Genomic DNA, 26,458 nt, shown 5'->3' on the forward strand with positions numbered 1-26,458 from the left:
GTTGTTGCTGAGAGATTGATTCAGGCAAGCGCTCCATTTCAGGAGCGCTTGCCTCTGCCTCAGCCCTTGAGCCTGGCAATCACCAGATGGCCGGGTGTGGGATTGCCGTCCTGCATGCGCACGTTGATGTCGGTGACTTCGACTATGTCGAAACCGGTCGCTGCCAGTCTTTCCCGAACATAGGTTTCGGCGTGGGCGAAACGCTGGTGCGGGCCGACCATATAGGGGCGTCCGGCCATGGTTGCCTCGGGCAGCGTTTCCGACGAGAAGATCAGCAGGCCACCAGGGACGAGGTTTTCAGCGGCGCCGAAAAACAGCGGTTCCAGCGCGCCGAGATAGGGCAGCACATCGGTTGCGGTGATGATGTCGAAGGGCTCGTCGTCATTGTCTTCGAGAAAGTCCTCGGCTTCGGCGACATAAAGCGTCTCGTAGAGGTCCTTTTCATGGGCGATCTCGACCATGTTTTCGGAAATGTCGATGCCGGTGATGTCATCAGCCATGTCGCGCAGCGCTTCGCCGGTGAGGCCGGTGCCGCAGCCGAGATCGAGCAGGCGCTTGAAGGGGCCGAGATCAAGCGTTTGCAGGCGCTGGCGCACCATCATCGGCACTGCATAACCGAGCTGTTCGACAAGAATATCCTCGAAGGCTTCGGCGTGCTGGTCGAACAGGGTTTCGACATAGGCGTCGGGCGCTTTGGAAGGCGGTTCGCCGCGGCCCATGGCGGCGATGCGAACGGCTGCGCCGCCATGATCGTCCGGGTCGATGGCCAGAACCTCTTCATAGGCCTTCACCGCCGCGTCAACATCGCCGGCTTTTTCAAGCGCGAGCGCGCGGTTATAGGCTTCGGCAAGCGCCTCTTCGTCAATTTTCTGGTTCTTCGTCATCGTGCGGTATCCGTCAGCATCTTCAGTTGAAGTCTGCTGTAAGCCGCAAGACGGACGGGCGCAATGCTTATGTGGCGATGGGCCTCAGTGGAGAATGAACTCTCCTTTCAGTGCGCGCCATTCCTGCGCCGAGATCACCTGCCGGTGCACATAGCGGACCGAGTGCAACGGACCGTCTAGCTTTTCTTGCCAGAATTTGAGGAAACCGTGCATTTCGGGGAAATCCGGGGCGAGATCATAGTCCTGCCAGACATAGGTCTGGAGAACCAGCGGATGGTCCGGCATGCGATAAAAAATCTGGGCGGTGGTGAGGCCGTAGCCCCTCAGCATCATTTCCATTTCCTTGTTCATGTCGGCTGTTCCCGTTCTCATGATTGCCGATCACAGCGTTGTCGCTGTATCTGATATGGGAACACGACAGGGTTAACCCAACCTTGCCAAAGGTCTGGGTTGTCACAAAATAGTTATATTTTTCAAAATGTTGGCAGTCTTCTCTGTTGAGTGCTGCCAACCGTGCCCCTAGCGCTTGAGATGGCGTGTCAGGCGGGCTTCGAGCCATGCCCAGACATGCCGGAGCGTCTCGACGATCGTCAGGTAGAAGATCGCCGCCCAGAGATAGGCCTGATAATCGAATGTGCGGGAGAAGGCGTAGCGCGTCTGTCCCATCAGGTCGAAGACCGTGACGATGGAGACCACTGCCGAACCCTTGATCATCAGGATGATCTCGTTGCCGTAGGGGCGCAGAGCCACGATGAGGGCCTGCGGCAGAATGACCTTGCGGAAGGTGATGAATTTCGACAGGCCGAGCGAGGCCGCACCTTCAATCTGGCCGCGTGGCACGCTTCGGATCGCGCCCCTCAGAATTTCGGCCTGATAGGCGGCGGTGTTGAGGGTGAGCGACAAGAGGCCGCAATACCAGGCCTCGCGGAAGAACCACCACAGGCCAACGGTTTCCAGCCCCTGACGGAAACTGCCGAGGCCGTAATAGATCAGGAAAAGCTGCGCCAGCAGCGGGGTGCTGCGAAAGACGTAGACATAGGCATAGGCCAGCGCGCTGATGACGCGATTTTCCGACATGCGGGCGAAGGCGATCGGCACCGAGAGAATTGCTCCGAGGATGATCGAACTGCCAACCAGCGTAATGGTGGTGATGAGGCCATCGATATAACGCGGCCCGTAACGTTCGAATTTCGCCCAGTCCCAGCCTTCGATCATCGCAAAGATCAGCCCGGCGGCCAGCAGCAGCCAGAGCGTTATAACGGCGATGCCGACGACGCGCGATATGTTGAGGGGCTTGTCTGTGGCAACCGGCGCGGGGCGCGGCGGGATGAGTTCCTGAACATGGCTCATCGGCTTGCCTCCGACTTACGCGACCAGCGATCGATGAAGCCGATGCCGATGGAGGAGAGCAGAGCGAGGATGAGGTAGAGCAGACAGGCGATGCCGTAGAAGAAGAAGGCTTCCTTGCTGACGCGGGCAGCGATGCCGGTCTGGCGCACGATATCGGCAAGGCCGATGATCGAGACGTAAGAGGTATCCTTGAGCAGAATGACCCAAAGGTTGGTCATGCCGGGCAGGGCGATCCTGACCAGCTGCGGAATGATGACAAGCACCATGGTGTGGCCGCGCGAGAGGCCGAGTGCATGGCCCGCCTCATATTGGCCCTTTGGGATGGCCTTGAAGGCGGATAGCAACACTTCCGAGGAATAGGACGAAAACACCACTGACAGCGCGACCATGCCCGCCACGAAGGCGTTGATCTCTACCGGGCCGGTTATCCCGACATAACCGGCGGCCGATTGCAGCAGCATCTGTATGCCGTAATAGACGATGAACAGGGTCAGGAGTTCCGGCAGGCCACGGAAGATGGTGGTATAAACACCGGCCGCCAGCCGCAGCGATTTTTCCTCCGATTGCGCGGCGAGCGCAATGAGGAAACCGATCACAAGCCCGACGGGCAGGGTGGCGAGCGCCAGCGAGATCGTGACCTTGACGCCGAAGGCGATTTCGTCGCCCCAGCCGGCATCGCCACAGGTGACGAGGGTGCCGTTTCCGAAAAGCGTGAAGAGACCGACCGGCCCACAGAAAGGGTCGAGAAGTGTCGAGACATAGGTCCAGAACGCACCTATGGCGGAAAATGCTCCGCTCATGCCAGTTTTCCCCCGCGGTCTTAAGCCGCCGTGATTGTTATGGTTACGTTTTCAAACAAAAATGGCGGAAGGGCAAGCCTTCCGCCACCAGATTTCAACAGGCGACGCGCCGCTTACTGGCCGTAAACGTCGAAATCGAAGTATTTCTTGTTGATTTCCTGGTACTTGCCGTTGGCGCGGATGCCGGCGATGGCAGCCGTGAACTTGTCGGCGAGCGCCGTATCGCCCTTGCGAACGGCTACGCCTGCACCATTGCCGTTGATCTCGACATCCACCGGAAGCGGCGTCAGGATCTTGCAGCACTTGCCTGCATCCGATTTCAGCCACTCCGACAGGACGACGATATCGTCGATGACGGCGTCGATGCGGCCGTTGGCGATGTCGAGCTTATATTCGTCGGCGGTCGGGTACATTTTCAGGTCGGAACCCGGGAAGTGCTTTTCGGCATAGTTGGAGTGGGTCGTGGAACCCTGCGCGCCGAGCGACTTGCCCTTCAGGTCGTCGACGGACTTGATCGGCGAATCCTTCGGTACGGCGATTGCCGGCGGGGTGTTGTAATATTTCTTGGAGAAATCGACCTTCTGGAGACGCTCCGGCGTGATCGACATGGACGCGATGATAGCGTCGAACTTCTTTGCCTGCAGGGCGGGGATGATGCCGTCCCAGTCATTGGTGACGAAGGTGCATTCAGCCTTCATTTCGACGCACAGCGCCTTGGCGATGTCGATGTCGAAGCCGGTCAACGTACCGTCGGCTTCCAGATTGTTGAAGGGCGGGTAGGCGCCTTCCGTGCCGATGACGATCTTGTCCTGCGCGAGGGCCGCGCCGGAAAACAGGGAGATGGCGGCAATCGATACGGCTGCGAGCAGACGGGTGGAAATAGGCATTTCGATCCTCTCTTTTGGTCGTTCATCCGCAGTCTGTTGTTGTTTTCAGTGCGGACGTCGTGAGCGCAGGCGCAACAGAACGGGTTGCCATTCGTGGCCTTCAGCGCGCGGCAATTATTCGTCCGGTTGGTCAAAAAATGCAACTGCAATATTAGCGCCCTCTTTTTCGTCGCGGAGCTTTCACGAAATGGCCTTGATCTGTTCATTTCCGGTACAGAACGCTTTGGTCATCATGGGAACCGAAGCGTATGCAAGGCGTTGACCAGCGCCTGCACGCGCGGCCGGATTTACAATGTCGCGGCATAAGCGGCGTACAACGATTGGCAGATGAGGAAGCACCGATGCTGAAGAAGAACACATTGCTGACGGGGGTGGTTTTCCCCCTCATGTCGCTGGCGATCGCGGTGGAGCCGGCCGCCGCCGGTTATGCCGGCGCCGCACGGACGCAAACGCAAATGCCCCAGGCACAGGCCCCGGTGATATTGGCGCAGGCGCAGCCGCAAGCGGAGGAGCAGAACCCGGAAGAGCTGCTGCGCAAGCAACGCCAGCAAGCAGAAGAGGCGCAGCCGAAGCCAGAGCCAGAGCCGAAAAAGCAGGAGCAGGCTCCGGAACCGCAGCGCGAACAGCCGAAGGCTGAAGCCGCACCGGCCGAACCGCGTCCTGAACCCAAGCGTGAAGCTCAGCCCGAGCCGCAACGCGAGCCTCAGCCAGAACCGAAACGGCAACCGCAGCAGCGCGAAGCCCAACCGGAACCGGCGCCAGCTGAACAGCCACCCGCCCGCAAGCAGCGTCCGCAGCCTGAGCCCGAAGCCGCACCTGCACAAGCCGAGCAGCAGCCGCAGGAACGGCCGCGCAAACCGGCTAGAGCCGAGCAGCCGGCAGGCGAGGGCGAGCAACGCCCCGCACGTCCGCGCAAGCCGGAGCCGGCGGCCGAACAGCCAGCCGCACGCCCTGAAAATACCGAGCAGCCGGCGAAACAGCGCGAGCCCGCCGCCGAGAAAAAGCCGGTAGAGGAAAAGGCGCCTGCTCCAGCACCGGAACCGAAATCGGAACCCGCCGAAAAGGCCGTTCCGGAGAAAAAGCCAGCGGCTCCTGAGCCAGCTGTAAAGGAGGCTCCTGTTCCAACGGAAGCGCCGACACCGGCACGGCCACCGGCTCCGGAAGCTCAGCCCAATCCTGCGCCCGGCCAGCAGCCTTCTGAGAAGCAGCCGGTAGAAGGCCAGGGCAAGACGGAGCCTGCAGCGCCGCTGCCGGGTGCTCCGACACCTCCGCCGCCAAGCGGTGCCACGACAGGACAGGCGCCTGCCGGCGAAGCCGTTCCCAATCAGGTCGCCATTCCGCAGACGGAAGCGCCTCCGACGACGAAGCAGGAACTGGACAAGGCCAAGGCTATCGCCAAGGACCCGTCCAAGACTGCCGACACCGTCATTCTGCCCGTCGACAAGGGTGCCGCCGTTCTCGACAGCGACAAGGAAGTGGAGCGCTCCGGTAACAACCAGGCACGCGAGCAACGTCGCCGCGAGCGTGAGCAGGCCGGTGACGTGAAGGTGCCGACTTCCGACGCCGAAGCGCAGCGCGCCGGTGCTGCCGGAGGCAAGGCTCCGCCGCCCGTGAAGATGGAGGCGATTACCTCTCAGCAGGGCGAGCGTGTCGACCGCCGTCCGCAATATGACCGGCCGGAAGGTGCGCGGGAATGGCAGCCGCGCGAAGGCGGCCGGCGCGATCAGGATCGCGATGCGCCGATCATCCTGCAGTTTGGCGACCGCGTGGTTGTGCGCGGCGACGACAATCAGCGCTTCATCCGCGATGGCGGCGAGCCCTATTACGAGCGCCTGCCCGGCGGACGTGTCCGCGAGACCGTCGAGCGTCGCGACGGCACGCAGGTGGTGACGATCCGCAACCGCTATGGTGACGTCATCCAGCGTTCGCGCATCGATGACCGTGGCCGGGAATATGTTCTGTTCTATGCACCGGAACTGATGGACGAACCGGACCGTGAATATGTCTATCGCGATCCCGGCCTCGACCTGCCGCCCATGCGTCTGCGCATTCCGGTTCGTGACTACATCATCGACACGTCGAGCGATCCGGACCGCGATTACTACCGCTTCCTGGAGCAGCCGCCGGTCGAGCCGGTGGAGCGTGTCTACTCGCTGGATGAAGTGCGTTATTCGGCCCGTATCCGCGACAAGGTGCGCCGTATCGACCTCGATACGATCACATTTGCCACTGGAAGCGCTGACATTCCGATGGCGCAGGCCCGTTCGCTGCGGAAGGTAGCGGATGCGATCAACAAGGCTCTGGCAAAGAACCCGGCGGAAACCTTCCTGATCGAAGGCCACACCGATGCTGTTGGTTCGGATGAAAGCAACCTCGTTCTTTCCGACGAGCGTGCCGCTTCCGTCGCCAATGTCCTGACCGACGTTTACGGCATTCCGCCGGAAAACCTGGCGACGCAAGGCTACGGCGAGCGTTACCTGAAGGTTCAGACACTCGGCCCGGAACAGCAGAACCGCCGCGTCACCATCCGCCGCGTGACACCGCTGGTAAGACCGGTCGCCCAGAACTGATAAGGTTCAGGAACTGAAAAATGAAAGCCCGGAAAGCGCAAAGCTTTCCGGGCTTTTTTATTGGTAGCAAAGTTCCCAGGCCGACACATTATCCGTAACTCCGGACTAGATCCGGGGTCCGGCGTGATCAAATCCGGCATGACTGGGATGCTTCTCACCCTGCCATCATCCTCAAATTTGAGGATAATCCAGCCTCTAACGCTTAGTTAAGCGCCACAGCAATCTCTGCGGCGAGTTGGGCATTGTTGCGTACCAGCGCGATATTGGTCGCGAGGCTGCGGCCGTCGGTCAGGCGGAAGATATCGCCGAGCAGGAAGGGCGTGACGGCCTTGCCGGTGATGTCCTCGCGCTCGGCGTGGGAAATGGCGCGATTGATGTAGATTTCCATCTCCTCGCGCGGAATTTCGTCCTCTTCCGGCACGGGATTGGCAATCAGCATACCGCCATCGATGCCGAGCTGTTCGCGGGTCGTCTGGAAATTGGCGATGGCTGCAGGGCTGTTGAGCGACAGCGGGCTGGGAAGGCCCGAAGAACGCGACCAGAAAGCCGGGAACTCTTCCGAACCGAAAGTCACGACAGGCACGCCGTTGGTTTCGAGAACTTCCAGCGTCTTCGGGATGTCAAGAATGGCCTTGGCGCCGGCGCAGACGACGATCACGCCGGTTTTGGCAAGCTCGGTCAGATCGGCGGAAATATCGAAGGTTTCCTCCGCGCCCTTGTGCACACCGCCGATGCCGCCGGTGGCGAAAACGCGGATGCCGGCGCGGGCAGCGGCAATCATGGTGGCTGCCACTGTCGTGGCACCGGTGCGGCGCTCGGCAATCGCAAAGGCAATATCGGCGCGCGAGACCTTCATGGCGTCGGTGGTCTGGGCAAGCGCTTCGAGCTGCTCCTTCTCGAGGCCGATATGCAGCGTGCCGTGAATGACGGCGATGGTTGCCGGAACGGCTCCCTGATCGCGGATGATCTGTTCGACGCCTTCGGCCATCTCGATATTGCCGGGATAGGGCATGCCGTGGGTGATGATGGTCGATTCCAGCGCGACGATCGGCGCGCCGCGCTGTTTGGCAGCGGCAACCTCTTGCGAATAGACGATGGGCAGGAGCGGGGAGATGGGGCGGGTCATTCTGTTTGTTCCAGATTATAAAAAAACGGGTTCATGCCAGCATTTCGGCCTTGGGGACAAGCCCCAACATGGTCTCGACACTGTCTTTTGACAGGTCTTGGGCGGTGGCGAAAGGCGATTGCACGGTGATGGCGGCCGCCGCGGCACCCAGTCGCAGGGCCTCAGTGATGGTTTTGCCCTCCGCAATCGCCGCGAGATAACCTGACGCCATGGCGTCTCCGGCCCCGGTTACGTCTTTCACCTCGCGGATGATGGGTGGGTGGAGGCTTGCGGTTTGCGTCGCGTTGAAGGCTACCACTTCGCTTGCGCCACGGGTGATGACGCCGCCGGCAAGGCCTGCCCTGCGGAGAATGCCCGGCCAGTCGCGAACATTGTCTGCCGTCTGTCCGGTCAGCGCGCGCGCCTCTGCCTCGTTCATGAAGAGAATGTCGATATCGGCGAGCATGTCCTTCAGCTTCACCGCCTTGGCGGGCGAAATGGCGATGGCCGCGAGCGGCTTTTGGCAGGCGCGGGCAATGAGACCGAGCGCCTTCAACGTATCCTCCGGCAGATTGGCATCGCAAAGCAGAAGGTCGCTCGCGGTAATCGCTTCACGCACCGCTCGAACTTTGAGGCGGCGCGGCGAAAACAGCTTGTAAAGGTCCATATCCGCAAGTGCGATGACAAGATTGCCGTCGCGCTCCAGAATGGCGGTGTAGCTTGGCGTGCGGCGATCGAGGAAAACGAAGGGCGTATCTTCCACGCCCGCCTGCCTTGCTGCCTCCGCCACCGCTTCGCCGGTCACGTCGCCGCCGCGCGGTGCGATGATACGGACGGCAAAACCGAGCCGGGAAAGATTGCGCGCCGCGTTGAAACCGCCGCCGCCAGCCTCTTCCATCCATGAGCCAGGATTGCTGGCGCCGGGCGCCGTTTCAGTCTCGATCATGCCGCGCCTGTCTATATGCGCGCCGCCCAGAACGAGTATTTTCTTCACGCTTGTGTTTCCCTCTTTCGCGGATGGAAAAGGTGGACGATTCGTCCCAATCTTCTGTTTGTTCCCCTTCACATCCGGTTCGCAGCGATAGGCCGGACACGGAAAAACGAAAGCAGAACAAACCACTTATCGCTATTTGTTTTCAATATGCTGGCTGCGCCTTGCGATATGAGAACAAATAGAGTACATCCTATTTCCATACTGCTTCATTGCCTGTGCGGCTTCAATAACCTAAAGGTGGATCGGATGGCACAAAATTCTTTGCGTCTCGTAGAGGATAAATCGGTGGATAAAAGCAAGGCACTGGAAGCGGCGCTCTCCCAGATCGAACGGTCGTTCGGCAAGGGATCGATCATGAAGCTCGGTTCCAATGAAAACGTGGTTGAAGTAGAGACCATTTCGACGGGTTCTCTCAGCCTGGATATAGCGCTCGGTATCGGCGGTTTGCCGAAGGGGCGTATCGTTGAGATTTACGGCCCGGAAAGCTCCGGTAAGACGACGCTTGCGTTGCAGACGATCGCGGAAGCCCAGAAGAAGGGCGGCATCTGCGCCTTCGTGGATGCCGAGCACGCGCTCGATCCGGTCTATGCCCGCAAGCTCGGTGTGGATTTGCAGAACCTTCTGATCTCGCAGCCGGATACGGGAGAGCAGGCGCTTGAAATCACCGATACGCTGGTGCGCTCCGGTGCCGTCGACATTCTGGTGGTGGACTCGGTTGCGGCGCTGACGCCGCGTGCCGAAATCGAAGGCGAGATGGGCGACAGCCTGCCGGGCCTTCAGGCACGTCTGATGAGCCAGGCGCTGCGCAAGCTGACCGCCTCGATCTCCAAGTCGAAGTGCATGGTGATCTTCATCAACCAGATCCGCATGAAGATCGGCGTCATGTTCGGTTCGCCGGAAACGACGACGGGCGGTAATGCGCTTAAATTCTACGCCTCGGTGCGTCTCGACATTCGCCGTATCGGCGCCGTCAAGGAGCGTGAAGAGGTTGTCGGCAACCAGACCCGCGTCAAGGTCGTCAAGAACAAGATGGCACCGCCTTTCAAGCAGGTGGAATTCGACATCATGTATGGCGAAGGCGTTTCCAAGACCGGCGAGCTTGTCGATCTCGGCGTGAAAGCCGGTATCGTCGAGAAATCCGGTGCATGGTTCTCCTATAATAGCCAGCGTTTGGGGCAGGGGCGTGAAAATGCCAAGACCTTCCTGCGCGACAATCCGGAAATGGCAAGCGAGATCGAACTGGCGCTGCGCCAGAACGCTGGTCTGATCGCCGATCGGTTCCTGCAGAATGGCGGCCCGGAAGCCGGCGAAAGCGACGACGGTCCCGACGAGGGCTGATGCATTCGAAGGTCCGGGCGTTCGCGTCCGGTGGCTTTGCCGGCATGAGCCGGTATGGATCAAAAGGGTCGCGCGATTTTCCTCGCGTGGCCCTTTTTCTTTGCCTAGACGCCTTGGTGCGCCTCCATGGCTGGACAGGGCAGGATGCGGACGATAAAAGCCTTTGATTTTGCAAGATAGCCATCATTCGGGATGGCGGTGATGGACTCCAGCTGTGAGCGGTGTGTGGGTATGAGCGGTGTGAATGAAATTCGGTCGACCTTTCTCGACTACTTCAAGAAGAACGGACACGAGATTGTGCCCTCCAGCCCGCTGGTGCCGCGCAACGATCCGACGCTGATGTTCACCAATGCCGGCATGGTGCAGTTCAAGAACGTCTTCACCGGTCTCGAAAGCCGTCCTTATTCCACCGCTGCCTCGGCGCAGAAATGCGTGCGCGCCGGTGGCAAGCATAACGACCTGGACAATGTCGGTTATACGGCCCGTCACCATACGTTCTTCGAAATGCTCGGCAATTTCTCCTTTGGCGACTATTTCAAGGAAGAGGCGATTACCCATGCCTGGAACCTGATCACCAAGGAATTCGGCATCGATCGCAACCGTCTGCTGGTCACGGTCTATCACACCGACGACGAGGCTTTTAATCTCTGGAAGAAGATCGCCGGTTTCTCTGACGATCGCATCATCCGTATTCCGACCAGCGATAATTTCTGGGCCATGGGCGATACCGGTCCGTGCGGTCCCTGCTCGGAAATCTTCTATGACCACGGCGATCATATCTGGGGCGGACCGCCCGGCTCGCCGGAAGAGGATGGCGACCGTTTCATCGAGATCTGGAACCTCGTCTTCATGCAATATGAGCAGCTGACGAAGGAAGAGCGCATCGATCTGCCGCGCCCTTCTATCGACACCGGCATGGGTCTCGAGCGCATTTCGGCGTTGTTGCAGGGCAAACACGACAATTACGACACCGATCTGTTCCGGGCGCTGATTTCGGCCTCCGTCGAAGCGACCGGCGTTCCGGCAGAGGGCGAGAAGCGCGCCAGCCACCGCGTCATTGCCGATCATCTGCGCTCCTCCGCTTTCCTGATCGCCGATGGCGTCCTGCCGTCGAATGAGGGCCGTGGTTACGTTCTGCGCCGCATCATGCGCCGCGCCATGCGCCATGCCGAGCTTCTCGGTTCGCGCGAGCCGCTGATCTACAAGCTGCTGCCGGCGCTGATACAGCAGATGGGCCGCGCCTATCCGGAACTGGTTCGCGCCGAGGCGCTGATCTCCGAGACGCTGAAGCTTGAGGAAACCCGTTTCCGCAAGACGCTGGAACGCGGCCTGTCGCTGCTGTCCGACGCGACCTCGACCCTGCACAAGGGCGACATGCTGGACGGCGAAACCGCCTTCAAGCTTTACGATACCTATGGCTTCCCGCTCGATCTGACGCAGGATGCGCTGCGCGCCCGCGAAATCGGCGTCGATATTTCCGGCTTCACCGATGCCATGCAGCGCCAGAAGGCGGAAGCACGCTCGCACTGGGCTGGTTCCGGCGACAAGGCGACCGAAACGGTGTGGTTCGAACTGAAGGAAAAGCTCGGCGCGACCGAATTCCTCGGTTACGACACTGAAACAGCCGAAGGCGTTATTCAGGCGATCGTCAAGGACGGCAAGTCGGTGGACAGTGCTGCCGAGGGCGAGACGGTTCAGATCGTCGTCAACCAGACGCCATTTTATGGCGAGTCCGGCGGTCAGATGGGCGATACCGGCGTAATCTCTGGCGATAACGGCACCTTTACCGTTTCAGAAACCCAGAAAAAGGGCGAGGGCCTTTTCGTGCATTCCGGCACGGTGTCCAAGGGTGGATTGAAGCTCGATGACGCCGTGCAGCTGACGGTCGATCACGACCGCCGCTCGCGTCTGCGCGCCAACCACTCCGCCACCCACCTGCTGCATGAGGCGCTGCGCGAGGTGCTTGGTACGCACGTTGCTCAGAAGGGTTCGCTGGTCGCACCCGAGCGTCTGCGCTTTGACGTTTCGCATCCGAAGCCGATGTCGGCCGAGGAGCTGAAGGTCGTCGAAGAAATGGCAAACGAGATCGTCTTGCAGAACTCGCCTGTCGTGACGCGTCTGATGAGCGTTGACGACGCCATTGCCGAGGGTGCTATGGCGCTGTTTGGCGAAAAATACGGCGATGAAGTCCGCGTTGTGTCCATGGGCACCGGTGTTCACGGTGCGAAAGCCAACCGTCCGTACTCGGTCGAGCTTTGCGGCGGCACCCATGTTGCCGCAACCGGCCAGATCGGCCTTATCCGCATTCTAGGCGAAAGTGCCGTCGGTGCGGGCGTGCGCCGTCTTGAGGCCGTAACGGGTCAGGGCGCGCTTGCCTATCTCTCCGAGCAGGATGAGCGCGTAAAGGCACTGGCCTCGTCGCTGAAGGTTCAGCCGGGCGATGTGCTGTCGCGTGTCGAGGGACTTCTCGACGAGCGCAAGAAGCTGGAGCGCGAGCTTGCGGATGCCCGCAAGAAACTCGCAATGGGCGGCGGCTCGTCGGATGCCGGCGCAAACGACGTACAGCAGGTTGCGGGCGTCAATTTCCTCGCAAAATCCCTGTCCGGGATCGATGCCAAGGACCTCAAGGGTCTTGCAGATGAAGCCAAGGCCAATATCGGCTCCGGCGTCGTGCTGCTGATCGCCGTGTCCGAAGACGGCAAGGCAAGTGCTGTTGCTGCCGTGACCGAGGATCTGACTGGCCGTTTCAGCGCCGTCGATATCGTCCGCACGGCCTCTGCGGCCCTCGGCGGCAAGGGCGGCGGTGGACGCCCGGATATGGCGCAGGCCGGCGGCCCCGATGGCGCCAAGGCACAGGACGCCATCGACGCGGTGGCGGCAGCGCTCGCGGCCTGATCTGGATGAATTGAAAAAAGGCGGGGTTCTACCCCGCCTTTTTGATTCTGGATGTTGAATTCCGAAAGGAACGTGATGCGCTTTGTAAATCCCATCCCTTTCGTGTGCGATATCAACCGCTCCAGGGAGTTTTATCGTGACAGGCTCGGCCTGAAGGTTTTGGACGATTTCGGAAATTTCGTCCTCTTTGAAAGCGGCTTTGCAATCCATGAGGGGCGTTCGCTCGAACAGACGGTCTGGCGGACATCGCCGGACACGGACGAACCTTACGGCAGACGGAATCTGCTGCTCTATTTCGAACATGAGGATGTCGATGCGGCATTTCGGAATATTGCGCCGCATGTGGAGTTGATCCATCCCGTTGAGCGGCAGGCATGGGGACAGAGAGTGTTCCGTTTTTATGATCCGGACGGGCATGCAATCGAGATCGGCGAACCACTCGCCCAGTCCAACGAATAAGCCCGCTTCCTAAATCCGTTTTGTGACCCTTGCGAGAGCCGGTGCTCCGCTGTCAGGCGAAATGCCTGTCAGTTTCCTCAACCCGCCGCCTGCATATCCTTCGCTGCCGCTTCATCAAGCTGGGTGGCCCGCTTGAAGGCGGGGCGGTCGGTCAGATGCGCCATATAGTCCGTGAAGGCCGGACGTTTTTCGATTGTGCCGAACTGCAGGCCCCAGCCGACATGGGCACCTACATAGACATCCGCCGCAGTGAAGTGATCGCCGGCAATGAAGCGGTTTTCGCTGACGGCACGTTCGAGCGTGTTGATCGCATCCGCATAGCTGCCGCAGCCAGCCATACGCAGCTTTTCCTGCGGCACCTCGAAACCCATCGCCTTCATGCTGGTTGTCATTTCCAACGGACCGGCAGCAAAAAACATCCAGCGGTAATAAAGTCCGCGCGCTTTGGGCGTCGGCGCAAGGTTGGCGCCCGGAAAGGCATCCGCCAGATAGGCGCAGATCGCTGCCGCTTCGGTGACAATGGTGTCGCCGTGTTTGATGGCGGGCACCTTGGCCATCGGGTTGATCAGCCGATAGGCCGGCGATTTCATCGACGTCGAGAAGCCCAGTATCTCTGTCTTGTAGGGAACGCCCACTTCCTCGAGCATCCATCGCGCAATGCGTCCGCGCGACATGGGATTGGTGTAGAAGATCAATTCACTCATTGCTTTGCCTCCCCAAGCAAAATTGCAAAAGCATCATTGAAAACCCGCGCGCAGTTCGCGCTGACACGGTGCGTTTTTATAGTCCACAGCATTATCTGTTTTCCCGAAGGATCGCGCTGGTAACCACATGAATTTTTGACTGTGCCGGACAAGTTATGTGTCGTTTTATGCTGTTTCAGCTATATATTTTTATTTTTCTGACTGCGGCACGCTGTGGAATCGAAGTCTGCGCCTAGTGCAACATCTAAGCAAGATACTGTGAACAAAAAAAGAAACCCGGCGTTGCGGCCGGGTTTCCTTTTGTCGATATTTCAAACGGGCAGTGCCCCGTTCTTTTAAGCCGCCATCGCCGTCTTGAGGTTTTCATCGATCTTGTCGAGGAAGGCGGTGGTGGAGAGCCAGGGCTGGTCCGGACCGATGAGGAGCGCGAGGTCCTTGGTCATGAAGCCGCTTTCGACGGTGTCGACGCAGACGGTTTCGAGCGTTGCTGCGAACTTTGCGAGTTCTGCATTGTCGTCCAGCTTGGCGCGGTGGGCGAGGCCACGGGTCCAGGCGAAGATCGAAGCGATCGAGTTGGTCGAAGTTTCCTGACCCTTCTGATGCTGGCGGTAGTGGCGCGTGACCGTGCCGTGTGCCGCTTCAGCTTCAACCGTGCGGCCGTCCGGCGACAGGAGAACGGAGGTCATCAGGCCGAGCGAACCGAAGCCCTGGGCAACCGTATCAGACTGCACGTCGCCATCGTAGTTCTTGCAGGCCCAGACGTAACCGCCGGACCATTTCAGAGCGGAGGCGACCATGTCGTCGATCAGGCGGTGTTCATAGATGATGCCGATTTCATCGAACTTCGCCTTGAACTCGGTCTGGTAGACTTCTTCGAAGATGTCCTTGAAGCGGCCGTCATAGGCCTTCAGGATGGTGTTCTTGGTGGACAGGTAAACCGGCCACTTGCGCATCAGGCCGTACATCATGGATGCACGGGCGAATTCGCGGATGGATTCGTCAAGGTTGTACATTGCCAGCGCAACGCCAGCGCTCGGCGCGTCGAAGACGTCCTTTTCAATGACCTGACCGTCTTCACCGACGAACTTGATCGTCAGCTTGCCCTTGCCGGGGAACTTGAAATCGGTTGCCTTGTACTGGTCGCCGAAGGCGTGGCGGCCGACGACGATCGGCTTCGTCCAGCCGGGAACGAGGCGGGGAACGTTCTTGCAGATGATCGGCTCGCGGAAGATGACGCCGCCCAGAATGTTGCGGATCGTGCCGTTCGGGCTCTTCCACATCTGCTTCAGGCCGAATTCCTCGACGCGCTGCTCATCCGGCGTGATCGTCGCGCATTTGATGCCGACGCCGTGCTTCTTGATGGCATGTGCCGCATCGACGGTTACCTGGTCGTTGGTAGCATCGCGGTTTTCGACCGAGAGGTCATAATATTCGATGTCGAGATCGAGGTATGGCAGGATCAGCTTGTCCTTGATGAGCTGCCAGATGATACGGGTCATTTCGTCGCCGTCGAGATCGACGACTGGATTGGCTACCTTGATCTTTGCCATGAATTCCTCACCTTCGAAGCTGTGGCGCCTGGTGACGCCGGTATTCGGAAAAATATCCGGTGCGGCTATAGCATCGCGCGCGCCTGAGGCAAAGCCATGGGGGGCGCTTTTTTGGCGCGGTGCAATAACGCTTTGCGCATTGCCAAACCATATTGCCGGAATACAGTCAGGCGAATCGCTTCGCCCGCGCGTCGGGCCTACCTCCGGGATCACATCATGCGGAATATTCTGCTTCTGACTGCCGCCGTCCTCTTTTCCCACAGCGCCCTTGCGGCCGGCCCTGCCGATCCCGTCCAGAAGGTGATGGACATTACCGTCAAGAACTGGTCCGGCGATGCGGAAAACTGGAAATACATCTTCGACGAGGACATGCTGACCAGCCTGTTCAGCAGGGACTTCGTTGCCCAATACCGCGAAGCTTCCAAGAAGCCGGCTTACGAGGCGGAAAGCGGCGAGACCGGCGATCCCTTCGGCTACGATGTGGTGACCAACTCGCAGGATGGCTGTCCGCTGGTGGATGTTTCGGTAACGCCCGGTGAGGTGAAGGACGGCGTGACTGACGTGACGGCGAAGTTCAAGCTCTGGGCCTGCATGGATGAGGCAGAGATGAAGGCAACGGTCGACGAGGTGCATTTCGATGTCATCGAGGAAAACGGCCAGCCTGTCATCAGCGACATTCACCGGGTTGGAGACGAGGGCAGGGATTCGCTGCGCGCAGAGATGGCGGCGATCATCAAGGGCGAATAACAGGGCGTTCTGCCTGCCCCGGCTTTGATTTTGGCGCCGATCTGTGCCAGTGAAGCGCGCTTTAGAGCATTTTCAGGAAAAGCGGCGACCGGTTTTCAGTCTGGAAATGCGCGAAAACCATAAAACGCATCGGCCTGAAAATCGATGCGGCGCTTCAGAAACTGGAAAACGACGATGGCAGGCACAAACAGCGAGCTTGAACTTGTGGCGGAAGGCCCGGCGATCATTCTGGTCGAACCGCAGCTCGGCGAAAATATCGGCATGGTGGCACGGGCAATGGCCAATTTCGGTCTTGCCGAACTTCGCCTCGTCAAGCCGCGTGACGGCTGGCCGAACGAGAAGGCGCGCGCCGCCGCTTCCAAGGCCGATCATGTCATCGACGGGACGAAGGTGTTCGAGACGCTGGAAGAGGCGATCAAGGATCTCAATTTCGTCTATGCCACGACCGCGCGGGAGCGTTACGGTTTCAAACCGGTTCGTGCCCCCGTCACCGCAGCCGGCACGCTGCGCGCGAAGTTCAAGGCGGGTGAAAGAACCGGCATCCTGTTCGGGCGTGAGCGCTGGGGCCTTACCAATGAAGAAGTGGCGCTGGCCGATGAGATCGTGACATTTCCGGTCAACCCCGCCTTCGCCTCGCTCAACATCGCGCAGGCCGTTCTTTTGATGTCCTATGAGTGGATGAAATCCGGCATGGACGATCTGGACGAGACGCTTTTCCAGCCTATCGAGCAGCGGCCCTCGACCAAGGAACAGGTCTTCGGCCTGTTCGAACACATCGAGGAGGCGCTCGATGCGCGCGGATATTTTCATCCGCCCGAAAAAAAGCCGAAAATGGTGGACAATCTGCGTGCGGTGCTGTCGAGACGCGGCTTTTCCGAGCAGGAAATCAGTGTTTTCCGTGGCGTGATCAGGTCACTCGATCGTTTTCCCCGGCAGTGGCCTAAGCAGGCAGGCCGGGCCGGAACGGCGGAGGGACCATTGTCGGAGAGGGCTGGGGAGAATGCTGAAGACGACTGAGGCTCTGGCCGATGTTCTCAAACCGGTGCTGGTGTTCGATTCCGGCATTGGCGGGCTGACGGTACTGCGCGAGGCGCGCGTGCTGATGCCCGAGCGCGGTTTCATCTATGTGGCCGACGACGCCGGTTTCCCCTATGGTGGCTGGGAAGAGGAGGCGCTGAAAGCGCGCATTCTTTCGCTCTTCGAAAAGCTGCTTGAAGACTATAGCCCTGAAGTCTGCATCATTGCCTGCAACACCGCCTTCACACTAGCAGGCGCCGATCTTCGGGCGCGCTTTCCTGATATGACTTTCGTCGGCACCGTTCCAGCTATCAAACCTGCGGCCGAACGCACCCGTTCCGGTCTCGTTTCCGTGCTGGCAACCCCCGGCACCGTCAAGCGCGCCTATACGCGCGATCTCATCCAGTCATTCGCCACGCAATGCCATGTTCGCCTCGTGGGATCGGAAAATCTGGCGCGTATGGCCGAAAGCTGGATCAGGGGCGAGCCGATCTCCGATGAAGCCGTGCTGGCGGAAATCGAGCCCTGCTTCATCGATAGCGACGGCAAGCGCACCGATATCGTTGTTCTCGCCTGCACTCATTATCCCTTCATGGCCAATGTGTTTCGCCGGCTGGCGCCATGGCCGGTGGACTGGCTCGATCCGGCGGAAGCGATTGCCCGTCGCGCGCGCCACCTGGTGCCGCTGCCGCAGGATGCGGAGCATCCAGATGGTTTCGATTTCGCCGTCTTCACTTCCGGCAAGCCGGATTTCGCCACACGGCGGCTGATGCAGGGTTTTGGCCTCAGCGTCTCGCTGAGCTGAACGGCTTGTTGCATTTTTGCATCTATTCTGCCGGACTTTTGCAATTCGAGATTGCGACCTCTTGTCGCGTCCGGCATCTCGTGTAAGATGCATCTTGTCTGTAACCGCTATAAAAAGGAGGCGTGGAATGACTGACTATATGAATATGCGCCTTACCGGCATGTCTGGCTTTTCCGGCATGGTCATCGGCGGTTACATGTCCCGAGGCATCGACCTCCGATAAGGCTTCCTGCCTGATTTCCCTGCCGTTTGGCATCTTCACTTCGTCTGACAGCTGAATTGTGCGTCCGCGCTACCGCGTGTTGCGCCCGCCGTTCCTGCATGTCGTTTTATCATCGATAAAGGACCTGGCTGCTTCGCCGCGCCGGGACGGATTCCCTATGCAGAAAAATCAACCATTGGTAGCATATGCGCTGCCGGATGCGGTCGACCGCCTGTTCGTCACATTCGGCGTCTGGACAACCCTGAAAGCGGTTCTCGTCGCGGCAATGGTGCCGCGCCCGCCGCCGACCGATCTTTCCGATCTGCCGGAGCGTCTTCTGGACGATATCGGCCTGGAGCCGTCCGACCGCAAAATGCGGCGGGAGTGGGCCCCTCCTTACTGGGCGCCGCGGTTTTGATGGCGACAGTCTCTCCGGCGAGAAAATGCCGGGGAGGCTCCGTCGTCCGTTTCACACTTCGAATGATGTTCGAAATGCGCGCGTCCGCCATGCCGGACTTGACCCGGCATCCACCCACGGCGCGTCCGCGAGGAGTTCATCGCCGCACTTCAGTTTTCCGTAACGGAAGCTGTGGAAAGGCCTGGCATATAGCGCGTTGCACTATCCTCCTGAACGTCCGGGCGGGCGTTACCCCTGATCTTGCCCTGCGGCTGGAGCGGGCAGGGGTCAGCGCGGCGCGGCATGGCTTGCCATGCAGTCAAATTACGATCTTGCACAGGCGATGAAGCGGCAGCAGCAGCCCCTTCGTCCGCTGGATGACAAAGCGGCACAGCCTCCGAAAATTTGGCTTGATACCGGGCGCTTTTGGTGGCTTGCTCCAAAGACCGAACGGGGGAGATTGCATCATGCCACTGGAGAACTGGCTGGCCTTCGTGGCCGCATCCGCCATCATGCTTGCCATTCCGGGGCCGACGATCCTGCTGGTGATTTCTTATGCTCTGGGGCATGGCCGCAAGGCGAGCACCGCGACGGTGACGGGTGTGGCGCTTGGTGATTTCACTGCGATGACGGCCTCCATGCTGGGGCTCGGCGCGCTGCTTGCCACATCGGCGGCCCTTTTTACCGGTCTGAAATGGATAGGCGCGGCTTACCTCATCTATCTCGGCATCAAGCTGTGGCGTTCGCCGGTTGGCGTTGAAGGTGGTGAAGCCGCAGGCGTGACCGGCCGTGAAAGGCCGCTCAAAATCTTCCTGCATGCCTATGTCGTCACGGCGCTGAACCCCAAGAGCATTGTCTTCTTCGTCGCCTTCCTGCCGCAGTTTCTGGTGCCGACTCTGCCTTTCTGGCCGCAGGTGCTGATTTTCGAAGCGACATTCCTTGTGCTTGCCAGCTGCAATGCGGCGCTTTATGGACTTCTGGCAAGTGCCGCCCGCAATACGATCCGCAAACCCAAGGTTCAGCGCATCGTCAACCGCACGGGCGGCGGTCTCCTGATCGGCGCCGGTCTCATTACATTTGGCTGGAAGAGGGCGGTTTCGGCGTAAAACGCCCGTCGATCGCCTGAAATTCGGACATAACAAAATGGCGTTGCCGCATATTCTTCTTGCCCTGATCACCGTGTTTTTGTGGGGCTTCAACTTCGTTGCCATCAAGATCGGCGTCGCCGACATGCCGCCTCTGTTTCTGACGGGGGTGCGCTATCTGTTTGCAGCCGTGCCGTTGGTGTTCTTCCTGCCCAAACCTAATGTGCCGTGGCGGCATATGATCGTTTACGGCATGGCGATGGGTTTCGTGCAATTCGGCCTGCTTTACCCGGCCATCAAGCTCGGCCTGCCGGCTGGGCTTGCTTCGCTCGTCATGCAGTCGCAGGCCTTCTTCACGCTGGCGCTGGCCGTGGTGTTTCTCGGCGAGCGGCCGTTGCCGTCACAGATCGTCGGCGCAATCGTTGCCTTTGGCGGGCTGGCGGTCATCGGCGTGGAGCGCATGACGGCTGCAGCGTTGATACCGCTGCTGATGGGCGTCGGCTCGGCCATTGCCTGGGCCTGCGGCAACATCGTCAATCGCCGCATCGGCCAGGTGAATGCGGTCTCCTTTGTCGCGTGGACGAGCCTTGTACCCGTTCTGCCGTTGGTGCTGCTTTCGCTGGTGGTGGAAGGACCTGATGCGATTGCGGAAGGGCTGCGCAATGCGACGCCTACGATGGCTCTCGTGGTGATCTACATGGCCTATGGTGCGACCATCGTCGGCGCGGGTATCTGGAGTTACCTGCTTCTGCGTTATCCGGCCGGAACGGTGGCGCCGTTTTCGCTGCTGGTGCCGATTGTCGGTTTCGTCAGCGCCTATCTCGCTTTTGCGGAGCATATTACCGTCTTCGAAGTGGTCGGTGCCGCATTGGTCATCATCGGGCTGATGCTGAATGTGTTCGGCAGGCGGCTATCATTTTCGCGCGTCTCGTCCGGGGCCGCATAGATGTGGCGCAATTGCCTGTGCATTATCGGCACGGGGCAGACGCAATCGGTGATTTTTTGGTAAAGAGCATGTTCGGCCGCCGTTACGGGAATCGGCCGGATGACATGCAGCACGAGGAACGGAACATTGCAGGTCGGCATCGACATGGGAACCCTATCGGGCGGGCAGCAGGCCAAGCTCGATATTGAGGAATTGCTTGCAACGCGTTTGCTGGTGCAGGGCAATTCCGGGTCCGGCAAGTCACACCTTCTGCGCCGGCTCCTGGAGCAATCGGCGCAATGGGTGCAGCAGGTCATTATCGATCCCGAGGGTGATTTCGTCACGCTGTCCGACAAGTTCGGCCATGTGGTGGTGGATGGAGAGCGCACGGAAGCCGAGCTTGCGGGCATTGCCAACCGCATCCGCCAGCACCGCGTTTCCTGCGTGCTAACGCTTGAAGGTCTTGATATCGAACAGCAGATGCGGGCCGCTGCCGCTTTCCTCAACGGCCTGTTCGATGCGGATCGCGAATTCTGGTATCCCGTGCTTGTCGTTGTGGATGAGGCGCAGATGTTTGCGCCCTCCGTCGGCGGCGAGGTGACCGAGGATGCGCGCAAGGCGTCGCTGGGCGCCATGACCAATCTGATGTGCCGTGGGCGTAAACGCGGGCTTGCGGGCGTTATCGCCACGCAGCGCCTTGCCAAGCTTGCCAAGAACGTAGCGGCGGAAGCCTCGAACTTCCTGATGGGCCGCACCTTTCTCGATATCGATATGGCGCGCGCTGCCGATCTGCTCGGCATGGACCGGCGGCAGGCGGAAATGTTCCGCGATCTGCAGCGCGGCAATTTCGTGGCGCTTGGACCGGCGCTGTCGCGCCGCCCGTTGCCCATCGTCATCGGTGCGGTGGAAACCTCGGCGCGGTCTTCCTCGCCGAAGCTTATGCCGCTGCCGGATGCACCGCAGGATGTGGAGGATCTGATCTTCACGCCGGACCCGGAAGAGTTCACGCGACCCGCCACGCGCCGCACGCCGCCAGCGCCGCGCCCGACAACCGATATTCTCGCTGAACTCTCCCGCTCCACCCCCGCCGCCGCCGGTCCTTCACCGGAGCAGTCGGCGCGTGCAGGTCAGCCGGAGCTGACGCCGGAGGAGCGCGAAGAGAAGATCGCGGCAGTGCTGGTCGAAATTCTCGACGATCCGCAATCGGCCTATCGTACCGACGCCGTGCTGTACCAGGATTTTCTGGTGCGCGCGCGCATGCGCCGTATTCCCGGCACGCCGATGACGCTGGCGGATTTCCGCCGGCAGGTGGCGATTGCCCGCTCCGGCGTGGATGCGGCAATGGCGGCCAGCGAAGGCTGGGAGAAGGCGCTGGAATTGTCGATGTCGGTCTCCGACGATCTGCAGGGGGTTTTCCTGCTGTTGGTCAAGGCGGCGCTCAATGAGGAGCCTTGCCCATCCGACGCCCGTATTGCCCGCGCTTACGGTACCCATTCCGCCCGCCGTGCGCGCCGTCTTCTCGGTTATTTCGAGGAGAAGGAGCTTGTGGTGGTACACGCCGATTTCTCCGGCAAGCGCATCGTGGCGTTCCCCGATCTTGACGCGAAGACCGCACCCGGCGATGCGGATGCGGCTGAGGATGATGCGAGGCTGGCGGCGGAGTAAGTTGGGGCAGGGTTTCCTGCCGCCAACATTTTCAGGTGTTACTCGATAGCCTTTGTTTCCTTGCGCGTTGCAATCAGCGAGCCGATGATGCCGGTTGCGAGGATGGCGACGGTGACGCCGAGCGAGACGGCGGGCGGGATCTTGGCGATGCCGAGCATATCCGCGACGAAAATCTTCGAGCCGACGAAGACCAGAACCGCAGCCAGCGCGTATTTCAGATAGGCAAAGCGGTGGATCAGGGCGGCAAGTGCAAAATAGAGGGCGCGCAGGCCGAGGATCGCGAAGATGTTAGAGGTATAGACGATAAACGGATCGGTGGTGATCGCGAAGATCGCCGGGATCGAATCGACCGCGAAGATGAGGTCGGCGATTTCGACCATGATGAGCGCCAGAAACAGCGGCGTCACAAAGGTCTTAAGCTTGCCTGTGGCAGCATCGGTCTCCTTGACGAAGAATTTCTCGCCATGCAGCTTCTCCGTTACCGGAAGGCGGCTGCGCAGGAATTTCAGGATGCGGTTATTGCCGATGTCGTTCTCGTCATGGTCGGATGAAAACAGCATCTTGAGGCCCGTGAAGACGAGGAAGGCCGCAAAGAGATAAAGCACCCAGTGGAAGTTTTCGACAATGGCGGCGCCGCCGGCAATCATGATGCCGCGCAGAACGATCACGCCGAGGATGCCCCATAGCAGCACGCGGTGCTGATATTGGCGGGGAATGGCGAAATAGGAGAAGATCATCGCGATGATGAAGATATTGTCCATGGCGAGGCTTTTTTCGACCACGAAGCCGGTGACATATTCCATCGCTGACTGTTCACCGGACTGGTACCAGATCCATCCGCCGAAGGCCAAGCCGATGGCGATATAAAAGCCGGACATCAGCAAGCTTTCACGGATGCCGATTTCCTTGGAATTCTTGTGCAGCACGCCGAGATCGAGCGCCAAGAGGCCAAGGACAAGAGAAATGAAGACCGCCCACATCCATGTGGGGGTACCGAGAAAATCGTTGAGGAGGAACTCCATCAGTCAACCTTTAGCCGGACGAGGTTGGCTTTGCGGATGGGGACGCGTATCAGGAATAAACGTGGGCCCCAACCTTCAAGAGACTCGACATCGCGTGTTGTCCGGTAACACGCCAGAGGGGCCCGAGTCCTGATTACGGCTTAGAAGTGGGTGGGCCTTCCAGCTTTTCAAGGGGTGGATCGAGAAAAAAGCGGCGGGCTTTGTTTGACAAATTTGTAAAACGTGTTTAGAAGCCGCCCCAACGCCGGGCAGTCATGTCCGGTGTGTTTCGTTGACTGCCTTGCAGTTTATAAGCTGACGTTCGGCGGTCAACATCACCGACATGTCCCGTGGTCTCTCCATTCGCATGTGAGAAACCTGTCAGAGGTCCTGAAACGGGCTTCAGAGGAGGGCGTGTTTCCTCAAACCGGTTTGGCAACAAACCGGCATAACCTATTGAGAAGGAAATACGATGAGCAAGCGCGAATCGGCTAAGTATAAAATTGACCGCCGTATGGGCGAAAACATCTGGGGCCGTCCGAAGTCCCCGGTAAACCGCCGCGAATACGGCCCGGGCCAGCACGGTCAGCGCCGCAAGGGCAAGATGAGCGACTTCGGCACGCAGCTGCGCGCCAAGCAGAAGCTCAAGGGCTACTACGGCGAACTGCGCGAAAAGCAGTTCCGCGCCACCTACGACGAAGCAAACCGTCGCAAGGGCGATACCTCCGAGAACCTGATTGGCCTGCTCGAGTCGCGTCTGGACGCCATCGTCTACCGCGCCAAGTTCGTTCCGACCGTTTTCGCATCGCGTCAGTTCATCAACCATGGCCACGTCACGGTTAACGGCGTTCGCGTCAACATCGGTTCTTACCGTTGCAAGCCGGGCGACGTTATCGAAGTTCGCCAGAAGTCCAAGCAGCTGGTGACCGTTCTCGAAGCTGTTCAGCTCGCAGAACGCGACGTTCCTGATTACATCGAAGTCGATCACAACAAGATGGTTGCGACCTATGCTCGCATCCCGGCTCTGTCTGACGTTCCGTACCCGGTCGTCATGGAACCGCATCTGGTCGTCGAATTCTACTCGCGTTAATCGGCGCGTTTCAGTATTGAGAAAGCCGCCCCTCGGGGCGGCTTTTTTGTTTGCTGGGGAAGGCTTTGCATGCAGGACATTCAGGCGATCGTCGATTCCATTTACGACAGCATGGTGCCGCGCCTGGGCGAGGGCAAAGTTGCGGATTACATTCCGGAACTCGCCAAGGTCGATCCGAACCAGTTCGGTATCGCCATCACCACTGTCGACGGAACCACCTATACGGCCGGCAATGCGCTCACGCCGTTTTCGATCCAGAGCATCTCCAAGGTCTTCATGCTGACGCTGGCGCTCGGCAAAGCGGGCGAGACGGTATGGAACCGGGTGGGGCGTGAGCCGTCGGGGTCGTCCTTCAACTCCATCGTCCAGCTGGAGCATGAGCACGGCATTCCGCGCAATCCCTTCGTCAATGCCGGTGCCATCGTGGTGACGGATATCGTTCTTTCCGGCCACCAGCCGCGCGAGGCGATTGGCGAGCTTCTGCGTTTCGTCCGTTATCTCGCTGATGATGACACGATCAGCATTGATGACACCGTGGCGAAATCCGAGCAGGCGACGGGTTTCCGCAATTTCGCGCTTGCCAATTTCATGCGGTCCTTCGGCAATCTGCATCACCCCGTTGAATATACGCTGGGCGTCTATTTTCATCAGTGCGCGCTGTCCATGACCTGCGCGCAGCTTTCACGGGCCGGTCTTTTCCTTGCCAATCGCGGCCGCAATCCGCTGAGTGGTCATACGGTTGTGTCAGACCGACGCGCGCGGCGCATCAATGCGCTGATGCTGACCTGCGGCCATTATGACGGATCGGGCGATTTCGCCTATCATGTCGGCCTGCCGGGCAAGAGCGGCGTGGGCGGCGGCATCATGGCAGTGGCGCCGGGCAAGGCGTCGATTGCGGTCTGGTCGCCGGGTCTGAACAAGGTCGGCAATTCGGCGCTTGGGTCGCATGCGCTGGAAATGCTGGCGACGAAAACCGGCTGGTCGGTATTCGGGGCTTGATATTGCGGGCGGATGCGGGCATTTCCTGCATTGAAAATGGCTGAACGCCAGAGCGGGCTAATCATGAACATTGTCACCAGCATCGCAGATGAGGTCGAGGCCGATCAGGACCTGGCCGGAGAAAATGGCGCTTCGCATCCGCTGTTCGACGCGGCGCCCCGTTCCGTCTCCTTCAACAAGCTGCGCAAGCGGCTGTTGCGCAATGTACGTCAGGCCTTCGGGGATTTTGGCATGCTGAACGGCCAGAAGCGCTGGCTGGTAGGCCTTTCCGGCGGCAAGGACAGCTACGGTCTTCTGGCGCTGCTGCTTGATCTGAAGTGGCGCGGCCTTTTGCCCGTGGAACTCATTGCCTGCAATCTGGATCAGGGCCAGCCGAATTTCCCCAAGCACGTCCTGCCGGAATATCTGGCGAAAATCGGCGTCGCACATCGCATCGAATATCGCGACACTTATTCCGTTGTGAAGGAAAAGGTGCCGGCGGGTGGCACCTATTGTTCGCTCTGTTCGCGGCTGCGGCGCGGCAATCTCTACCGTATTGCGCGGGAAGAGGGCTGCGACGCGCTCGTGCTCGGCCATCACCGCGAGGATATTCTCGAGACCTTCTTCATGAACTTCTTCCATGGCGGCCGTCTGGCTGGCATGCCGGCAAAGCTGATGAACGACGAGGGCGACCTGATGGTGCTGCGCCCGCTTGCCTATTGCGCCGAAGAGGATATGGCGAAATTCGCGGCGGCGATGGAATTCCCGATCATTCCCTGTGACCTCTGCGGCTCGCAGGACGGGCTTCAGCGCAATGCCATGAAGGAGATGCTGGCTGACATCGAAAGGCGTATGCCGGGCCGCAAGGACGTGATGCTGCGGGCGCTTGCCCATGTCAATCCATCGCATCTGCTCGACCCGAAGCTTTTTGATTTCTCGGCGCTTTCTGTCACCGGGGCGTCACCTGAAGAGCGTACGGAGGCCAGCCCTCCCTTATGAAGAAGTGCCCT

24 protein-coding genes are annotated in these 26,458 nt (G+C 59.8%); 14 read left to right on the forward strand and 10 right to left on the reverse strand.

Annotation, left to right across the window (positions count from 1 at the left end; all coding sequences use genetic code 11):
* Positions 1 to 59: 59 nt before the first annotated feature.
* The 5 genes from ASD46_RS09145 to ASD46_RS09165 form a co-directional block, all read right to left on the reverse strand.
* Positions 60 to 884 carry a class I SAM-dependent DNA methyltransferase gene (locus tag ASD46_RS09145; protein ID WP_025593927.1) on the reverse strand — a complete coding sequence of 275 codons (825 nt, stop codon included), beginning with the start codon at positions 882 to 884 and terminating at the stop codon, positions 60 to 62.
* An 84-nt stretch (positions 885 to 968) separates the two neighbouring features.
* A complete protein-coding gene (locus ASD46_RS09150) occupies positions 969 to 1,235 on the reverse strand; it encodes an usg protein (RefSeq protein WP_003516070.1) in 267 nt (88 codons plus the stop codon).
* 168 nt (positions 1,236 to 1,403) lie between these two features.
* Positions 1,404 to 2,234, reverse strand: coding sequence for an ABC transporter permease (locus tag ASD46_RS09155; RefSeq protein WP_025593926.1), 831 nt, complete (start codon positions 2,232 to 2,234; stop codon positions 1,404 to 1,406).
* Positions 2,231 to 3,034, reverse strand: a complete 804-nt coding sequence (locus ASD46_RS09160) for an ABC transporter permease (RefSeq protein WP_003516067.1) — start codon at positions 3,032 to 3,034, stop codon at positions 2,231 to 2,233. Before ASD46_RS09160 ends, ASD46_RS09155 begins: the two co-directional genes overlap by 4 nt.
* 113 nt (positions 3,035 to 3,147) lie before the next feature.
* Positions 3,148 to 3,921 carry an ABC transporter substrate-binding protein gene (locus ASD46_RS09165; RefSeq protein WP_003516066.1) on the reverse strand — a complete coding sequence of 258 codons (774 nt, stop codon included), beginning with the start codon at positions 3,919 to 3,921 and terminating at the stop codon, positions 3,148 to 3,150.
* 341 nt (positions 3,922 to 4,262) lie between these two features.
* Here ASD46_RS09165 and ASD46_RS09170 point away from each other — a divergent pair, with 341 nt between their 5' ends.
* The gene (locus tag ASD46_RS09170; protein WP_035198551.1) at positions 4,263 to 6,491 is read left to right on the forward strand and encodes an OmpA family protein; all 2,229 of its coding nucleotides are present in this window, start codon (positions 4,263 to 4,265) and stop codon (positions 6,489 to 6,491) included.
* A 202-nt stretch (positions 6,492 to 6,693) separates the two neighbouring features.
* Here ASD46_RS09170 and ASD46_RS09175 read toward each other — a convergent pair whose 3' ends face one another.
* Together ASD46_RS09175 and ASD46_RS09180 are read right to left on the reverse strand one after the other, a co-directional pair.
* Positions 6,694 to 7,617, reverse strand: coding sequence for a pseudouridine-5'-phosphate glycosidase (locus ASD46_RS09175; RefSeq protein WP_003516064.1), 924 nt, complete (start codon positions 7,615 to 7,617; stop codon positions 6,694 to 6,696).
* 31 nt (positions 7,618 to 7,648) lie between these two features.
* The gene (locus tag ASD46_RS09180) at positions 7,649 to 8,590 is read right to left on the reverse strand and encodes a carbohydrate kinase family protein (protein WP_025593923.1); all 942 of its coding nucleotides are present in this window, start codon (positions 8,588 to 8,590) and stop codon (positions 7,649 to 7,651) included.
* A gap of 246 nt (positions 8,591 to 8,836) precedes the next feature.
* Here ASD46_RS09180 and recA point away from each other — a divergent pair, with 246 nt between their 5' ends.
* The 3 genes from recA (at position 8,837) to ASD46_RS09195 (ending at position 13,282) form a co-directional block, all read left to right on the forward strand.
* A complete protein-coding gene (gene recA / locus ASD46_RS09185) occupies positions 8,837 to 9,928 on the forward strand; it encodes a recombinase RecA (RefSeq protein ID WP_003516062.1) in 1,092 nt (363 codons plus the stop codon).
* Positions 9,929 to 10,159: 231 nt separating this feature from the next.
* The gene (gene alaS / locus ASD46_RS09190; RefSeq protein ID WP_025593920.1) at positions 10,160 to 12,823 is read left to right on the forward strand and encodes an alanine--tRNA ligase; all 2,664 of its coding nucleotides are present in this window, start codon (positions 10,160 to 10,162) and stop codon (positions 12,821 to 12,823) included.
* Between the two features lie 75 nt (positions 12,824 to 12,898).
* Positions 12,899 to 13,282 (forward strand): VOC family protein, encoded by a 384-nt coding sequence (locus ASD46_RS09195; RefSeq protein WP_013636406.1) that lies wholly within the window; start codon positions 12,899 to 12,901, stop codon positions 13,280 to 13,282.
* A gap of 77 nt (positions 13,283 to 13,359) precedes the next feature.
* Here the strand turns inward: ASD46_RS09195 and ASD46_RS09200 are convergent, their stop codons facing one another.
* Together ASD46_RS09200 and ASD46_RS09205 are read right to left on the reverse strand one after the other, a co-directional pair.
* Entirely contained in the window at positions 13,360 to 13,986 is a 627-nt protein-coding gene (locus ASD46_RS09200; RefSeq protein ID WP_003516054.1) for a glutathione S-transferase family protein, read from the reverse strand.
* Between the two features lie 335 nt (positions 13,987 to 14,321).
* A complete protein-coding gene (locus ASD46_RS09205) occupies positions 14,322 to 15,536 on the reverse strand; it encodes an NADP-dependent isocitrate dehydrogenase (RefSeq protein WP_003516051.1) in 1,215 nt (404 codons plus the stop codon).
* A gap of 216 nt (positions 15,537 to 15,752) precedes the next feature.
* Here ASD46_RS09205 and ASD46_RS09210 point away from each other — a divergent pair, with 216 nt between their 5' ends.
* From ASD46_RS09210 to ASD46_RS09240, 7 genes are all read left to right on the forward strand, one after another.
* The gene (locus tag ASD46_RS09210; protein WP_013636405.1) at positions 15,753 to 16,283 is read left to right on the forward strand and encodes a hypothetical protein; all 531 of its coding nucleotides are present in this window, start codon (positions 15,753 to 15,755) and stop codon (positions 16,281 to 16,283) included.
* A 174-nt stretch (positions 16,284 to 16,457) separates the two neighbouring features.
* Positions 16,458 to 17,300, forward strand: coding sequence for an RNA methyltransferase (locus ASD46_RS09215; RefSeq protein ID WP_003516049.1), 843 nt, complete (start codon positions 16,458 to 16,460; stop codon positions 17,298 to 17,300).
* Positions 17,284 to 18,105, forward strand: a complete 822-nt coding sequence (gene murI / locus ASD46_RS09220) for a glutamate racemase (RefSeq protein WP_013636403.1) — start codon at positions 17,284 to 17,286, stop codon at positions 18,103 to 18,105. The genes ASD46_RS09215 and murI overlap by 17 nt, the downstream gene beginning before the upstream one ends.
* Before the next feature lie 380 nt (positions 18,106 to 18,485).
* Positions 18,486 to 18,725, forward strand: a complete 240-nt coding sequence (locus tag ASD46_RS09225; RefSeq protein ID WP_025593918.1) for a DUF1127 domain-containing protein — start codon at positions 18,486 to 18,488, stop codon at positions 18,723 to 18,725.
* A 446-nt stretch (positions 18,726 to 19,171) separates the two neighbouring features.
* Positions 19,172 to 19,810 (forward strand): LysE family translocator, encoded by a 639-nt coding sequence (locus ASD46_RS09230; RefSeq protein ID WP_025593915.1) that lies wholly within the window; start codon positions 19,172 to 19,174, stop codon positions 19,808 to 19,810.
* A gap of 37 nt (positions 19,811 to 19,847) precedes the next feature.
* Positions 19,848 to 20,735: an EamA family transporter gene (locus ASD46_RS09235; protein WP_025593913.1), complete on the forward strand. Its 888-nt coding sequence runs from the start codon at positions 19,848 to 19,850 to the stop codon at positions 20,733 to 20,735.
* Positions 20,736 to 20,861: 126 nt separating this feature from the next.
* Positions 20,862 to 22,379, forward strand: a complete 1,518-nt coding sequence (locus tag ASD46_RS09240) for an ATP-binding protein (RefSeq protein WP_025593912.1) — start codon at positions 20,862 to 20,864, stop codon at positions 22,377 to 22,379.
* A gap of 38 nt (positions 22,380 to 22,417) precedes the next feature.
* Here the strand turns inward: ASD46_RS09240 and ASD46_RS09245 are convergent, their stop codons facing one another.
* A complete protein-coding gene (locus ASD46_RS09245; RefSeq protein WP_003516041.1) occupies positions 22,418 to 23,401 on the reverse strand; it encodes a TerC family protein in 984 nt (327 codons plus the stop codon).
* 451 nt (positions 23,402 to 23,852) lie between these two features.
* Here ASD46_RS09245 and rpsD point away from each other — a divergent pair, with 451 nt between their 5' ends.
* The 3 genes from rpsD to ttcA all read left to right on the forward strand — a co-directional run bounded on the left by rpsD (position 23,853) and on the right by ttcA (position 26,447).
* Positions 23,853 to 24,470: a 30S ribosomal protein S4 gene (gene rpsD, locus ASD46_RS09250; protein ID WP_003516040.1), complete on the forward strand. Its 618-nt coding sequence runs from the start codon at positions 23,853 to 23,855 to the stop codon at positions 24,468 to 24,470.
* A gap of 69 nt (positions 24,471 to 24,539) precedes the next feature.
* Positions 24,540 to 25,469 carry a glutaminase gene (locus ASD46_RS09255; protein ID WP_003495341.1) on the forward strand — a complete coding sequence of 310 codons (930 nt, stop codon included), beginning with the start codon at positions 24,540 to 24,542 and terminating at the stop codon, positions 25,467 to 25,469.
* A gap of 63 nt (positions 25,470 to 25,532) precedes the next feature.
* Positions 25,533 to 26,447 (forward strand): tRNA 2-thiocytidine(32) synthetase TtcA, encoded by a 915-nt coding sequence (gene ttcA / locus ASD46_RS09260; protein ID WP_003516038.1) that lies wholly within the window; start codon positions 25,533 to 25,535, stop codon positions 26,445 to 26,447.
* Positions 26,448 to 26,458 lie beyond the last annotated feature (11 nt).

The sequence above is a fragment of the Rhizobium sp. Root491 genome (genome assembly GCF_001427205.1).
GTDB classification, from domain to species: domain Bacteria; phylum Pseudomonadota; class Alphaproteobacteria; order Rhizobiales; family Rhizobiaceae; genus Agrobacterium; species Agrobacterium tumefaciens.